Genomic DNA, 13,015 nt, shown 5'->3' on the forward strand with positions numbered 1-13,015 from the left:
CGTACGACCGGGGCCCGGGCTCCCCTACCCCAGGTCAGCGCCGCTGCGTAGACTCCGTGGCCTCCCCAGCCCCTGCGAGGTCGACAGATGACGGAGCGGACACCGATGTCCGAGCAGCCACCGCCGCGCCGGCCGCGGCGCGAGACCGTCACGCGCGCCTCCGCCCTCCGCGACGCCGGCGGCCCGCCGCCACGCTCCCTCGGCGCAGGTCCGCCCGGTCATCCTCCCGCCCGCTCCGAGATCAGCGAACAGACCACCCTCGGCCACACCTACGTGCGCTCCCTGATGCGCAGCCAGCTGAAGGCCGCCCTCACCGCACTCGGCGCCCTCGCCCTCCTCGTCGGCCCGCTGCCGCTGCTCCTCGCGCTGCCCGCCCCGGAGGCCGTCGTCTGGGCCACCCTCGGTGTCGGTGTGTACCCGGTCATCTGGGCCGTCGCCCGCTGGTACGTCCGCCGCGCCGAACGCAACGAGCGCGACTTCACCGGCCTCGTCGAGGGCCGCTGAACACGGGGACCTGGACGTGAACCACACCTACGCGGTGGCCGCCGTCACCGCCGTCGTCCTGGCGACCGTGCTCATCGGCGCCCTCGGGCTGCGGATATCCCGTACGACCTCCGACTTCTACGTCGCCTCCCGCACCGTCCGTCCGGGCCTCAACGCCGCCGCCATCAGCGGCGAGTACCTCTCCGCCGCCTCCTTCCTCGGCATCGCGGGGCTCATCCTCGTCCAGGGCCCCGACATGCTCTGGTACCCCGTCGGCTACACCGCCGGGTATCTGGTCCTGCTCGTCCTGGTCGCCGCCCCGCTGCGCCGATCGGGGGCGTACACCCTCTCCGACTTCGCCGAGGCCCGGCTCGAATCGCCGCCCGCCCGCCGGCTCGCCAGCCTCTTCGTCGTCGGCATCGGCTGGCTCTACCTCCTGCCGCAGCTCCAGGGCGCGGGGCTCACCCTGGAGATCCTCACCGGGGCCCCCGACTGGGTCGGCGGCCTGCTCGTCGCCCTGGTCGTCACCGGGATCGTCGCCGCGGGCGGCATGCGCAGCATCACCTTCGTCCAGGCCTTCCAGTACTGGCTCAAGCTCACGGCCCTGCTCGTGCCCGCCCTCTTCCTGGCCGCGGCCTGGTTCGGCGACGACGCGCCCCGCGTCCGCTTCGACGCCCCGGCGGTCTTCCGCGAGCACACCGTCGTCCGCGTCGCCGACACCGTACGGATCGAGGTCGACGCCCCGCTCACGCTCACCGTGACCGGACGCGTCGACGCCATCGCGTACGAGCGGCGGACCGTCACCCTCGACGAGGGCGCCCACCGTGTCGAGGGCGGCACCGAACTCACCTTCCCCGAAGGCGCGTCCGTCCCCGCCCGGGCCTCCACCGGAGCCGACCCCCTCGGCTGGTCCCAACCCCTGGCCGGCGGGCGCGACGGCCACCAGCTGTACGCCACGTACGGGCTCATCCTCGCCACCTTCCTCGGCACGATGGGGCTGCCCCATGTCGCCGTCCGCTTCTACACCAGCCCGCACGGCCGGGCCGCGCGACGGACCACCCTGGTCGTCCTCGGCCTGGTCGGCGTGTTCTATCTGCTGCCGCCGGTGTACGGAGCCCTCGGCCGGATCTACGCCCCCGAACTGGCCCTCACCGGAGCCGCCGACGCCGCCGTGCTCGTCCTGCCGGACCGGATGCTCGGCGGCGTGCTCGGCGACCTGCTCGGCGCGCTCCTGGCCGGCGGGGCCTTCGCCGCGTTCCTCTCCACCGCCTCGGGACTCACGATGTCGGTCGCCGGTGTCCTCACCCAGGACGTCCTCCCCTCCCGTGGCGTCCGGCACTTCCGGCTCGCGACCCTGCTCGCCACCGCCGTCCCGCTGACCGCGGGGATCCTCGCCTCGAAGGTCCCGGTCGCGGACGCCGTCGGACTCGCCTTCGCCGTCTCCGCCTCCTCCTTCTGCCCCCTGCTCGTCCTCGGCATCTGGTGGCGCCGGCTCACCCCGCCCGGAGCCATGGCCGGACTGCTGCTCGGCGGCGGCTCCGCGCTCGCGGCGGTGATGGCGACCCGGGCCGGACTGCCGGACGAGGGCTGGCCGCACACCCTGATGGCCTGGCCGGCGGTCTGGTCGGTGCCGCTGGGCTTCCTCACGATGATCCTGGTGTCGCTGGCCACCCCGCGCCACATCCCGGCCGGCACACCGGCGCTGCTCGCCCGGCTGCACCTGCCGGAGGAGCTCGACGGCCGGACCTCGGCCCCGCGGGAAGGAGCGGAACGATGACCGGGATCGCCCTCGCGGCGGCCGCCGCGGTGGGGGCCGTCCTCCTGGTCGCCGGCTACGTCCTCGGCCGGCTCACCGCCCGCCGCGGCGCCGCCGACCTCGACCTCGGCACCCCCGTCGAACGGGCCACCTTCCACACCCTGCACGCCGCCTCCCTCGCCGCACCGCCCCTGCGCGGCGGGCTCACCGAGGACGCCGCCCGCAAGGCCGTCCGGCGGCTGCGCTCGCTGCTCGGCACGGAGGCGCTCTGCCTCACCGACCGGTCCGCCGTCCTGGCCTGGGACGGGCCGGGCGAGGGGCACCACCGCGAGCACGTCATGGACCAGGTCGCCGGGATCCTCGACTCCGGCCGCAGCAGGGCGGAGCACACCGTCTGCGCCGACGTCGGCTGCCCGCTGCGCTGGGCGGTGATCGCCCCGCTCACCGGCGAGGACGGGGTGCTCGGCGCCCTCGTCGCCTACGGCTCGCGGGAGTCGGCCGTGCTCGTGCGGGCCGCGACCGAGGTCGCCCGCTGGGTCTCCGTACAGCTGGAACTGGCCGAGCTGGACCGCTCGCGGACCAGGATCGTGGAGGCGGAGATCCGGGCCCTGCGCGCCCAGATATCCCCGCACTTCATCTTCAACTCCCTCGCCGCCATCGCCTCCTTCGTCCGGACCGACCCGGAGCGCGCCCGGGAGCTGCTGCTCGAGTTCGCGGACTTCACCCGCTACTCCTTCCGCCGGCACGGGGAGTTCGCCCAGCTCGCCGACGAACTGCGCTCCATCGAGCAGTACCTGGCGCTCGCCGGGGCCCGCTTCGGCGACCGCCTGAAGGTCACGCTGCAGATCGCGCCCGAGGTGCTGCCGGTGACCCTCCCGTTCCTCTGCCTGCAGCCGCTCGTGGAGAACGCCGTCAAGCACGGCCTGGAGGACAGCGTGAACGTCTGCCGGGTCACGATCTCCGCCCGGGACGCGGGCGCGGAGGCCGTCGTCGTGATCGAGGACGACGGCGTGGGCATGGACCCGGCCGTGCTGCGCGCGATCCTGCTCGGCGAGCGCCCCACCGGCTCCGGGATCGGCCTCTCCAACGTCGACGAGCGGCTGCGCCAGGTGTACGGGGCGGAGCACGGCCTTGTCATCGAGACCGGGGTCGGCGCGGGGATGAAGGTGACGGTACGGATCCCCAAGTACCGCTCAGGGGTGCACCGTACGGCCCCTCAGCCACCCGCACCGTAGAGATGCAGGGCCAGATGGCCGAGCGGCAGCCCCAACTTCCAGGCGGGCAGCCAGACTTGGTCCGCCTCGTCCACGGTCGGCGTCGCCCCGGCCGACGGCAGCCCGCACAGATCGGCCGCGCGGACCTGCGTCGCCTCCAGCAGACGCCAGGTCTCGCGCGCCATGGCGAGGTCGGGGCTCTCCCGGTCCGTGCGGCCCCGCGCGGCGAGCCGCTCGCGGACCCACTGCGGCCAGGGGTGGTCGTAGGCGGTCCGGGACATCCACTCGTCGATGCTGCCCGCGGTCCACGCCCCGGAGGAGGTGTCCGCGTCGGCGCAGAGGTGGATGGTGAGGGCCAGTGTCTGCCGGCCGGCCCGGTACTCCAGGGTGCCGGGCGCGACCAGGCATCCGGCACGCAACAGATCGTCCGCGGTGAACTCGGCACGCAGCCAGGCCATCGGGACGGCGAGCCCGCCCCCGCTGGTGCCGTTCGTACTCTCGGGCAGCAACGTTCCCACCTTCTCCCGGACATGTCGGTCGACGACCCCCGACCACGAGCCTCCACCGAGGAAGACGCGTGTGGGTCCCTCTTTGCTCAACTCGCCCGTGTGGTTTCGGATACGTTTCTCCGCCGGATAGGTGCCGGTGGGAAAGGCGAGGACACGGGAGACGTCCGGGGACGACGGGACGGGTGTGGCGGCGGCATGTCGGGCGGGGGCTCCGCGCATCGGGCGCCTCAGCCGAGCAGCGCGTACACCGCCGTCGCGTGGGCGGCCGTCTCCTCCGAGCCCTCGGCCGTCATCGTGATGTCGGCGAAGGCCATCCGCTTGCCCGCCTTGGTGAGCCGGGCCCGCACGAGGACGTCCGCGGCGAGCACCGCCCGCTGGAAGCTGATGGACTGCTGCACCGTCGTCATCGGCACGAAGCCGCCGCGGGCGGCGGCGACCGCGATCACGGTCGCCGTGTCGGCGGCGGCCATCAGCGCCTGACCCGAGAGGCCGCCGCCCTCCCGGGCGAGCCGCTCGGACCAGGGCAGGCGCAGGACCGCCTCCTGCCCGTCGACCGAGACCACCGAAAGCCCCAGATCGAGCACCCAGGGGGCGAAGTTGTCGGCGAGTACCTTTTCCGCGGCGGCGAGAGTCAGCGTCACGCGGTCATTGTGCGGCCGTGGCCCGTCGGCGGGCAACGGCACGGCGCCCCGGCCGGTAGCCGGGCAGGCGGTGCCCGAGCTGCCGCAGCGCGTAGTGGGAGCGGGACTTGACCGTCCCGGCCGGGATGCCGAGATCGGCGGCCGCCTCGCTGACGGTCAGGCCGTGGAAGTAGAGCCGGACGAGGACCTCCCGGTGCTCCGGGCTCAGGCACCGTACGGCCGCCCGCACATCCACCGCCGCGACCGCGGTCTCCGTGGCGTCGGCCGGGTCGGGGGTGGCGGCGAGCATCCCGTCGCCGATCTCGGTGGGCCGCGCGAGCCGGGAGCGCCGGGCGTCGATGGCCAGGCGCCGGGCCACCGTGAACAGCCAGGGCCGCATCGACTCGTAGGGCCCGTCGAACGCCTCCGGATGGAGCCAGGCGCGGACCAGCGTCTCCTGTACCAGGTCCTCCGCGCGCTGGCGGTCGCCGTAGGTCAGGCCGAGCAGGAAGCCGAACAGTGCCTGACCGTGGTCGCGCTGCAGCTCCGCGAGGGCCCGCTCGTCCGTCGTCGCCGTCGTCGTCGCCGTCGCCATGCTCCACACCTCTCCTGTCGGCTCCTCGTCCCGGGGCGTATACGAACGCATGGGGGCGGCGAGCGACAGGGAACGCGCGGCTGTCTGCGACGAGCGGTCGCAACGAGCGGCGAATGGTGCGGCGAGCGGTCAACCGGAGGCGCTTCGTCCGTTACGGCAGGTTTTGACAGCTGATGCGGCTTTGACTCTTGACTGTGGCTTATATGACCTGTGGATTCATCTGGACACATGTTCATCGGATGAATCGGGCGGAGCCGGTCATGACCCAGCGAAAGAGACACGGGACGGTGGCCCTCGCCGCCCTCCTGCTGACGGCGGCGACCGGTTGCGCCGGCGGCGCCCGTACCCCTGGAGCGGAGCCCGCGCGGCACCAGCCCGCGAGCCCCGCCGCCCCCTCGGCGGTCGGCGGCGCGGCCTCCGCCCGGACCGGCTTCACCCTCGTCGCCTCCGGCGACGTCCTGCCGCACGCCTCGATCATCCGCCAGGCCGCCGCGGACGCGAACGGTCAGGGGTACGACTTCCGCCCGATGCTGTCCGGCGTGAAGAACGTGGTGTCCGCGGCCGATCTGGCGATCTGCCACATGGAGACCGTGTACGGGCAGGAGGGCGGGCCCTACACCGGCTACCCCACCTTCAAGTCCCCGCCCGAGATCGCCCCCGCCCTCAAGGAGACCGGCTACGACTCCTGCTCCACCGCCTCCAACCACACCCTGGACGACGGCGCCGCCGGCCTCGGCCGCACCCTCGACGCCCTCGACAAGGCGGGCGTCAAGCACGCCGGTTCGGCGCGCACCGCCGAGGAGGCGGCCCGCCCCACCCTGCTGAAGGCGGGAGACGCGACCGTCGCCCAGCTCGCGTACACCTACGACACCAACGGCTTCCCGCTGCCCGAGGGGCAGCCCTGGGCGGTCAACCTGATCGACGAGCAGAAGATCATCGCGGACGCGCGGGCCGCCCGCGCGGCCGGTGCCGACGTCGTCGTGGTCAGCATGCACTGGGGCACCGAGTGGCAGACGGCCCCCGACGAGCGCCAGCTCACCCTCGGCAGATCCCTCACCGCCTCGCGGACCGATGGCAGGCCCGACATCGATCTGATCATCGGCACCCACGCCCATGTCCCGCAGGCGTACGAGAAGGTCAACGGCACCTGGGTCGTCTACGGCATGGGCGACCAGATCGCCGGCGACATGATCAACCACGAGGGCGCCTACGATCCGCGCGGCAACCAGGGCACCCTCGGGCGCTTCACCTTCGTGCCTCCCACGGCACCCGGCGGGCGCTGGGAGGTCGCCAAGGCCGAATTCCTTCCGCAGTGGTTCGACACCGGCCGGGGGAGGGTGGTCGACGTCAACGCCGCCATCGAGAAGGGTGAACCCCTCACCGCCGTACGCGACACCATCCGCGACGTCGTCCTCGGCCGGGGCGCGGCGATGGACGGTCTGGTGATGGGGGAGTAGCGCGCCCATCGGCTCAACGGGTGTTTTCGGGCGGACGGCCGGTGTGGATGAGGCGCACCGGCCTTCGTCCGTGCGAGCCATTAGTCATGAAAAAGGATCAGATGCCCACGGGGCGCCGGGCGGTGCTGCGCATCGCCGCCGCCCTCGGGGCCACAGCCACGGTCGGAGCCCTCGCGGTGGAGCGTTTCGGCGCGGCGCCCGGAGCACCGCCGAGCGCCCTGCCGGACACCGCCCGGGGCGCCGCCCCCCGCGGTGCCCCCGCGGCGGGCCCTCCGGCGAGCAGTCGGCTGAGGCCCTCCGCGTACCGGCTCCAGCCGATGACGGCCTACGCGCCCCCGGCCTTCCGCAAGGCGATCCCGCCGGTCCGGCAGCGGCCCTTCCTGCGGATGTCCGGTGTCGGCCGCTCGATGGTGCTCACGTTCGACGACGGACCCGACCCCCGGTACACCCCGGAGATCCTCGCCGTCCTGCGCCGCTACGGCTGCCGGGCGATGTTCTTCGTCTGCGGCGAGATGGTCGTCGAGAACCAGGACCTGGTACGGGAGATGGCCGCGGACGGGCACGTGGTCGGGAACCATTCGTGGTCCCATCCGCTCATCCCGAAGCTGCGTCCCTCCCGCATCCGGGACGAACTGGGCTCCACCAGCGATCTCGTCGAGAAGATCCTCGGTTCGGCCCCGCTCTGGTACCGCGCACCGTTCGGGGCCTGGAACCGGCACTCCTTCGAGATCGGCGCCGAGCTGGGCATGGAGCCGCTCGCCTGGACCGTCGACACCCTCGACTGGAAGGAGCCGGGCACCGGCACCATCGTGCGCCGGGTGCTGGACGGAGCCGCGCCCGGTGTCGTCGTGCTCTCGCACGACGCGGGCGGCAACCGCTCGCAGAGCGTGGCGGCCCTCCGGAGCTATCTGCCGGAACTCCTCGACGCGGGCTACAGCATCACCGTCCCGCGGCGCTGAGCCGCGCACGCACGGAGGAGGCGCGAAGGAGCGCGAAGGAGGCCCCCGGAGCTCCGGGGGCCTCCTCCGTGTGCTGTGGGGTCAGCGCGAGCCGACCATGCGGGCGTAGACGACGACGTTGCCGTCGTAGCCGGTGGCCCGTGAGTAGCCCCCGCCGCAGGTGATGACCCGGAGCTCGGGCTCCCCGGTGTCGCCGTAGACCTGGACGCCGGGGAAGTTGTTCTTGGCGTACACCTCGACGCCGTAGATCTCGAAGACGGCGACCCGGCCGTCGTACCGCTCCACCTCGACGTGCTGGCCCTTGTCCAGCGACCCGAGGCCGTAGAACACCGCCGGGCCCGAGGCGTTGTCGACATGGCCGACGATGACGGCCGTGCCGCGCTGCCCGGGCGCGATGCCGTTCTGGTACCAGCCGGCCAGGTTGGAGTCCTCCGGCGGCGGCGCCGCGATCCAGCCGTTCTCGTCCAGGCCGACGTCCATGATGGGCGCCGCGACCCTGATGGAAGGGATCTTCACCCGGGAGGCGGGGGCGTACGGCAGCGGTTGGAGGCCGGGCGTGACGGCGGGGGGAGTCCCGATCGGGCGGGTGTCGGGACGGGCCGCGGCCGCCGGCTGCGGCGGTCCGTGTTCGACGTCGACTCCGTTGCGCATCATCGCCAGGCCGGACAGCATGACGAGAGCGAGCACGCCCCACGGATGGCGTCTCCTCGGCTCAAGGACGCTGAAGTCCTTGGGGCTCATGGTTCTCCCTTCGTGGCGTCGTCAGAACGGTAAGGGCGGCCGGGCGAACCGGCGATCAGGGCAGGGCGAACGGGTGGCGGACGGCCGGTGGACGGTCGGTGGGCGGGCGCGGGACGCCCGGGCTCTGTCGTACCCGACAGGCGGGCGGGTGACGGGGACGATGACCCATCCGAGTATTCGTCAGATAAGCATTCTGACGGTCCGTGACCTGCGGTTCCGTCAGTTCCGCCGCCGTTTGCCCGGCGTGTCGCCTCACCGGTGTGGACCAGTGCCGAGATGCGGTCATTGGCAGTATTGGTGATGGTTCGTCATGGAAGCCGTACTCGTCGAATTTCCCGGGGCACCGCTTCGGGGCGTCTTCCACTGGAGGTTCAACCATGCGTGCTGCACGCACTCTGGCGGTGACCGCCACCGCGATCGCGGCGGTCGGGCTCGCGGCCCCCCTCGCTGCCGCCACCATCGGGCCCAGCAGCGTCAATGTCGGCTCCTCCGAGGTCCAGAGGGGAGGCGACGGCTCCCACAACGTCACCGTCACCCCCTCCGCGGTCCACCAGGGGTCGACCCTCACCATCACCGTCAAGGGCTGCACCGGGGGTACCGTCACGTCCAACGCCTTCCCGACGGTCAGCCTTTCCGCGCCCTTCGGCGGGGTCTCCAGCGCCGTCGCCCGCATCCACAACAACGCCACGCTCGGCGAGCACACGCTGACCGTCCACTGCACCAGCCCCCACCGGACGTTCACCCAGCGGTTCCGTGTGCTGGCCGGTACGGGCGCGCAGGGCGGTATCGGCGGCTCGCTCGCCCCCGACTCCACGGAGATGGCCGTCGGCGGTTCGCTCGTCGCGGCGGCCGCGCTGGGTGGTGGTCTCTTCATCGCCCGCCGGCGCCGCATGGGTGGCGCGAGGGTCTGACCGGTCGAACCTCCCGGTCGGCCGTCCCCGCACCTCCCGAACCAGAAAAGCCCGTCGCCCCCGAATCCTGTGGAGCAGGACTCGGGGGCGACGGGCGTGTCCGGTGCGGGCGGGGGCTGGGGGCGACACCGTCCCCACCCCCCGTCAGTGGCGACGGCCCCGGTCGAGGTTCGACCGGCGGCGTACGACGAAGACGGTGCCGGCGGCCGCGGCGACGACCAGACCCGCGCCGGCCGCCAGCGTCCCCGTGTCGATCCCGTCGACGGAACCGCCGACCCCGCCCCGCACACCGCGCGGGGTGGTGAGGACGGTGGAGCTGATCGTCGGGCTCGCGGTGGTGCCGCTGATGGTCAGGTTGACGGTGTCCGTGATGCCGCCGGTGCAGTTGAACGAGATCGTGTAGACGGCACCCCGCTTGGCGTCCATGTCCACCAGGGCGGTGGCCGAGGATCCGGGTGCGATGGTCACCGTGTCGAAGATGCCCGACGAGGCGATCGCCGTGCTGGCGCAGCCGGGAGCGCTCAGCGTCACCCGGCCGCCCGGCGCGACGAGCGAGGGTGAGACGACGAAATCGCCCGGCGCCTTCGCCCGTGGCGCCTGTGGGTTCGGTGCGGGTGCGCCGTCCGCCGCCGAGGCGACGGGAGCGGCCAGGGCGAGGACGGCCGCCCCCAGCACGGCGGTGGACGCGATGCGTATCGCGCGCATGGTGAATCCTCCGGTCCCCGAGGAGCAGCTGCGGAAGCGGTTTCCACAAATGGCCAGACATGCACCTCGATGCCCGAAACGCTAAAAGCCCTCTATCACAGCCGCGATTCCAGGCGGGCGAATGGGGCACGGGTGTCCCCCGTGCGGCCTACAGAGCGTGTCGCCCGGGCCCGTACCCGTGGGCCTTGGCGGCCTCCGCCGGCGGCAGCGCCCGCTCGACCGATGTTCAGGCCGCCGGCAGGGGGCCCCGTGCCCCGCGGGTTCGACAAGGCGCTCGCTAGCTCGTGAGCTGCGGGAAGAGATCGGTGAACGGTGTGGCCGTCGCCGAGATCCCGCGACCGAAGGGCGCGTCGAAGTCCCAGATCAGGAACAGCAGGAAGGCGATGAGCGCGCTGAACAGTCCCGCGAGGAGGAGTTCCCGGCCGGTACGCCGGATCTGCAGGGTGAAGATCAGGCCGACCGTCACCAGCGCCCCGATGATCAGGCCGAACCACACCACTCCCGGCATGGTCGCCCCCGCGTTCTGTCCCCGGGCGCCCCGCGCGTCGTCGACCACCGCCACCTGGTCCACCAGCGGCTGGTACGCCTGGCCCTCGTGGTCGTCGGCCGGCCGGTAGTCGGTCACGCTCCGGCGTACCTGCTCCAGGAGCCGGGTGCCCTCCTCGCTGAGCTCGCCGTGCTCGGACATGTGGCGCCACTCCTCGTCGACCACAAAGGAGACGTACGCGTCCACATCGGCGCGGATCCGGGTCCGGACGTCGGCCGGATACACCTCCACCCGCGCCGAGATCTCGTGCAGCGCCTGGGCCTCCTGGCGCACGGTCTCCTGGGCCGCGCCGCGCGCCTCCCAGACTCCGGCGATGGCGAGGCCGAGCACGATCGCGTAGATCACGCCGATCATCATGGTCATGTACTCCATGACGTCGGGGGTCTCGCTCGGGTCGTCGTCGTCGGGGACCCTGCGGTTGTTGATGACGACGATGGTGAGGACGACGGCGCAGGCGGCGGCCATCGCGATGGTCAGGACAAGCCATTCGGACATGGTGTTCTCTCGGTCGGGGCTCAGCGGGAGCGGGGGCGCAGGGTCACGGCAGCCAGCACCGCCGGGACGGTGACGAGCAGCGTCATGGACACGAGCGAGCCTCCGCCCTTGGGTTCGGGCCGCTGGGCGCGGCGGTAGGCGGGCAGGGCGACGGGAGTCGGCGCCGGCGGGCGGGTGCTCAGCGAGGGGCTCGGGGGCGGCGGGGCGGGCACCTCGGGCGTTTCGGGCGCCGGGGCGGGCCGCGGCGGGACCGGATCCGCAGGCGCCGGCGGGGGTGGGGGCGGGGGATCCGCCCGTACGGGAGGGGGTGGCGCCGGGGCCGGCGGCGGGGGCTTCGGGGTGGGCGTGGGCGCAGGTCGCGGGGGAGGGGGTGGTGGAGCCGGGGTGGGCGAGCACGCGCCGGGCCCGATGACCGAGACCGAGGTGTTCGAACCCCCGGGCCCGGTCGAGGCATAGGCGCAGGCATCGGCGGCGGCCGGCACCGGTGTGGCGATCAGCCACAGCAGCGCGGCGGCCGCCAAGGGCCGCGCGAGAGACGATCCGTACAGAGACACGCCGAAGATCATGATCGCAAGCCCGGCGCGGCAGGGCGGGAACGGCCCGGATTCCCCGGATGGAGGGGTTCTCGAAGGGCGCTGGTTTGACGTTTCCGCGAAAACTTCTTCGCCTCCCTTTGAGTGGCGGGCGCCCGAGTTCCGTATCCACTACCGGGAACGGCGTCCAGCGCCGCGCCGACATCACCATGGAGCAAGGGGAGTCGACATGAAGTCCTGGGGGAACGCGGCACTCGCGCTGACGGCGGCGGCCGTCCTCGCGTTGACGACGGCGTGCGGTCAGGAGAAGGGCGAGTCGCCGCTGGACGGGCAGCCCGCCGGAGCGGCGAGCCCGGCCGGCGCGCCGGCCGACAGCGGCTACGGATCCGGCGGGTACGCCTCCGGGGGGTACGGGTCCGACACCGGCGGCGGGGCGGGGGCCGGCGCGGCCGAACCGGCCGGGCAGTTGGCGGTGGACGACACCAAGCAACTGGGCAAGGTGGTCACGGACAGCGAGGGCTTCACCCTCTACCGTTTCGACAAGGACTCCTCCTCCCCGCCCCGTGCCACCTGCGAGGGGGACTGCGCCAAGGCGTGGCCCGTCGTGAGCGCTGCGGGCGCCAAGCCCCCGGCCGGCGTGGACGCCGCGCTGCTCGGCGAAGTCACCCGTGCCGACGGCAGCAAGCAACTCACCCTCGACGGCTGGCCGATGTACCGGTACGCGAAAGACACCAAGCCCGGAGACATCAACGGCCAGGGCGTCGGCGGCACGTGGTTCGCCGCGGCCCCCGACGGCAAGAAGGCCGCCGCCCCCGCTGCGGGTGCCGGGGCGGACGTCGGTGGCGGAGCGGACGCGGGCGATGCGGAGGATTCCGGTTCGGCCGCACCCGGCCTCTCGGTGCGCAAGGACCCCGAGCTCGGTGACATCGTGGTCGATTCGCGAGGAATGACGGTTTACCGATTCAAGAAGGATTCCGCCTGGCCCATGAAGTCGGCCTGCACCGGCGCTTGTCTGGAGAAGTGGCCGGTTGTCGCCCCCGTCGACAAGAACGACATCGAGGGGATCACCAAGAAGGGCTTCGTGACCTTCGACCGCCCCGACGGCGTCAAGCAGCAGACGATCGACTGCTGGCCCCTCTACACGTTCGCCGGCGACGAGGCCCCCGGAGACATCAACGGCCAAGGTGTGGGCGGTACCTGGTACGCCGTGTCCCCGGAGGGAAAGCTGGTCGGAGCGCCCAAGTAGGTCCCCCGCGCCGCGCTTCCGGCCGGTCGGCCCGCCGTCACCCTTGTGTGACGGCGGGCCGGCGCACGTCCATATGCACGTGAATTTGCACGGCCTGAAGGCGTGAAATCTGCGTTCCGGCTGCACGTGCCAATGGCGTGTGACCAAGAACGGACCGCGAATTTCCGTTTCTACTCGCCCTCTCGGCGGGCGATCAGTAGCCTCGGCTCGAACACCGGCCGCGAACACATGGCCGTATCCCCCG

The 13,015-nt window shown here is 72.7% G+C and carries 14 protein-coding genes; 7 read left to right on the top strand and 7 right to left on the bottom strand.

The window, feature by feature from the left end; translation table 11 throughout:
* Positions 1-105 precede the first annotated feature (105 nt).
* The 3 genes from ACFYV5_RS04830 to ACFYV5_RS04840 are packed head-to-tail and all read left to right on the top strand — an operon-like array spanning position 106 to position 3,474.
* Complete coding sequence (locus ACFYV5_RS04830; RefSeq protein ID WP_355109805.1) at positions 106-504, top strand: hypothetical protein; 399 nt, start codon at positions 106-108, stop codon at positions 502-504.
* Between the two features lie 16 nt (positions 505-520).
* On the top strand, positions 521-2,260 hold the full coding sequence (locus tag ACFYV5_RS04835) for a cation acetate symporter (protein WP_389164383.1): 1,740 nt from the start codon (positions 521-523) through the stop codon (positions 2,258-2,260).
* Entirely contained in the window at positions 2,257-3,474 is a 1,218-nt protein-coding gene (locus ACFYV5_RS04840) for a sensor histidine kinase (protein WP_389164385.1), read from the top strand. The genes ACFYV5_RS04835 and ACFYV5_RS04840 overlap by 4 nt, the downstream gene beginning before the upstream one ends.
* Here ACFYV5_RS04840 and ACFYV5_RS04845 read toward each other — a convergent pair.
* From ACFYV5_RS04845 to ACFYV5_RS04855, 3 genes are all read right to left on the bottom strand, one after another.
* Positions 3,456-3,962, bottom strand: coding sequence for a hypothetical protein (locus ACFYV5_RS04845; protein WP_389164388.1), 507 nt, complete (start codon positions 3,960-3,962; stop codon positions 3,456-3,458). The two genes, ACFYV5_RS04840 and ACFYV5_RS04845, sit on opposite strands and share 19 nt — an antisense overlap.
* Positions 3,963-4,189: 227 nt before the next feature.
* On the bottom strand, positions 4,190-4,603 hold the full coding sequence (locus tag ACFYV5_RS04850) for a PaaI family thioesterase (RefSeq protein ID WP_355109797.1): 414 nt from the start codon (positions 4,601-4,603) through the stop codon (positions 4,190-4,192).
* A gap of 4 nt (positions 4,604-4,607) precedes the next feature.
* Entirely contained in the window at positions 4,608-5,177 is a 570-nt protein-coding gene (locus ACFYV5_RS04855) for a sigma-70 family RNA polymerase sigma factor (protein WP_389164392.1), read from the bottom strand.
* Positions 5,178-5,437: 260 nt separating this feature from the next.
* Here ACFYV5_RS04855 and ACFYV5_RS04860 point away from each other — a divergent pair, with 260 nt between their 5' ends.
* Positions 5,438-6,634, top strand: coding sequence for a CapA family protein (locus ACFYV5_RS04860; protein WP_389164394.1), 1,197 nt, complete (start codon positions 5,438-5,440; stop codon positions 6,632-6,634).
* Between the two features lie 101 nt (positions 6,635-6,735).
* Positions 6,736-7,593: a polysaccharide deacetylase family protein gene (locus tag ACFYV5_RS04865; protein WP_389164397.1), complete on the top strand. Its 858-nt coding sequence runs from the start codon at positions 6,736-6,738 to the stop codon at positions 7,591-7,593.
* Positions 7,594-7,674: 81 nt separating this feature from the next.
* Here ACFYV5_RS04865 and ACFYV5_RS04870 read toward each other — a convergent pair whose 3' ends face one another.
* The gene (locus ACFYV5_RS04870; RefSeq protein ID WP_389164399.1) at positions 7,675-8,334 is read right to left on the bottom strand and encodes a class F sortase; all 660 of its coding nucleotides are present in this window, start codon (positions 8,332-8,334) and stop codon (positions 7,675-7,677) included.
* Between the two features lie 377 nt (positions 8,335-8,711).
* Here ACFYV5_RS04870 and ACFYV5_RS04875 point away from each other — a divergent pair, with 377 nt between their 5' ends.
* Positions 8,712-9,245 (top strand): hypothetical protein, encoded by a 534-nt coding sequence (locus tag ACFYV5_RS04875; protein ID WP_389164401.1) that lies wholly within the window; start codon positions 8,712-8,714, stop codon positions 9,243-9,245.
* Positions 9,246-9,389: 144 nt separating this feature from the next.
* On the opposite strand, the gene ACFYV5_RS04880 is transcribed toward ACFYV5_RS04875, so the two are convergent.
* The 3 genes from ACFYV5_RS04880 to ACFYV5_RS04890 all read right to left on the bottom strand — a co-directional run bounded on the left by ACFYV5_RS04880 (position 9,390) and on the right by ACFYV5_RS04890 (position 11,546).
* Positions 9,390-9,950, bottom strand: a complete 561-nt coding sequence (locus ACFYV5_RS04880; RefSeq protein WP_355109785.1) for a hypothetical protein — start codon at positions 9,948-9,950, stop codon at positions 9,390-9,392.
* A gap of 277 nt (positions 9,951-10,227) precedes the next feature.
* The gene (locus tag ACFYV5_RS04885; protein WP_355109783.1) at positions 10,228-10,992 is read right to left on the bottom strand and encodes a DUF4239 domain-containing protein; all 765 of its coding nucleotides are present in this window, start codon (positions 10,990-10,992) and stop codon (positions 10,228-10,230) included.
* 20 nt (positions 10,993-11,012) lie between these two features.
* Positions 11,013-11,546 (bottom strand): hypothetical protein, encoded by a 534-nt coding sequence (locus ACFYV5_RS04890; protein ID WP_389164405.1) that lies wholly within the window; start codon positions 11,544-11,546, stop codon positions 11,013-11,015.
* Between the two features lie 208 nt (positions 11,547-11,754).
* Here ACFYV5_RS04890 and ACFYV5_RS04895 point away from each other — a divergent pair, with 208 nt between their 5' ends.
* Complete coding sequence (locus tag ACFYV5_RS04895; RefSeq protein WP_389164408.1) at positions 11,755-12,771, top strand: SCO0930 family lipoprotein; 1,017 nt, start codon at positions 11,755-11,757, stop codon at positions 12,769-12,771.
* The last annotated feature ends 244 nt before the right edge of the window (positions 12,772-13,015 follow it).

Origin of the sequence: Streptomyces sp. NPDC003035 (assembly GCF_042888285.1) — a bacterium.
Classification (GTDB): Bacteria; Actinomycetota; Actinomycetes; order Streptomycetales; family Streptomycetaceae; genus Streptomyces.

What these genes read in the sequence shown, in the direction of transcription:
- ACFYV5_RS04855 (WP_389164392.1), bottom strand. Translation starts at nt 5,177, where the DNA reads ATGGCGACGGCGACGACGACGGCGACGACGGACGAGCGGGCCCTCGCG.
- ACFYV5_RS04865 (WP_389164397.1), top strand. Translation starts at nt 6,736, where the DNA reads ATGCCCACGGGGCGCCGGGCGGTGCTGCGCATCGCCGCCGCCCTCGGG.
- ACFYV5_RS04830 (WP_355109805.1), top strand. Translation starts at nt 106, where the DNA reads ATGTCCGAGCAGCCACCGCCGCGCCGGCCGCGGCGCGAGACCGTCACG.
- ACFYV5_RS04875 (WP_389164401.1), top strand. Translation starts at nt 8,712, where the DNA reads ATGCGTGCTGCACGCACTCTGGCGGTGACCGCCACCGCGATCGCGGCG.
- ACFYV5_RS04870 (WP_389164399.1), bottom strand. Translation starts at nt 8,334, where the DNA reads ATGAGCCCCAAGGACTTCAGCGTCCTTGAGCCGAGGAGACGCCATCCG.
- ACFYV5_RS04860 (WP_389164394.1), top strand. Translation starts at nt 5,438, where the DNA reads ATGACCCAGCGAAAGAGACACGGGACGGTGGCCCTCGCCGCCCTCCTG.
- ACFYV5_RS04895 (WP_389164408.1), top strand. Translation starts at nt 11,755, where the DNA reads ATGAAGTCCTGGGGGAACGCGGCACTCGCGCTGACGGCGGCGGCCGTC.
- ACFYV5_RS04880 (WP_355109785.1), bottom strand. Translation starts at nt 9,950, where the DNA reads ATGCGCGCGATACGCATCGCGTCCACCGCCGTGCTGGGGGCGGCCGTC.
- ACFYV5_RS04885 (WP_355109783.1), bottom strand. Translation starts at nt 10,992, where the DNA reads ATGTCCGAATGGCTTGTCCTGACCATCGCGATGGCCGCCGCCTGCGCC.
- ACFYV5_RS04840 (WP_389164385.1), top strand. Translation starts at nt 2,257, where the DNA reads ATGACCGGGATCGCCCTCGCGGCGGCCGCCGCGGTGGGGGCCGTCCTC.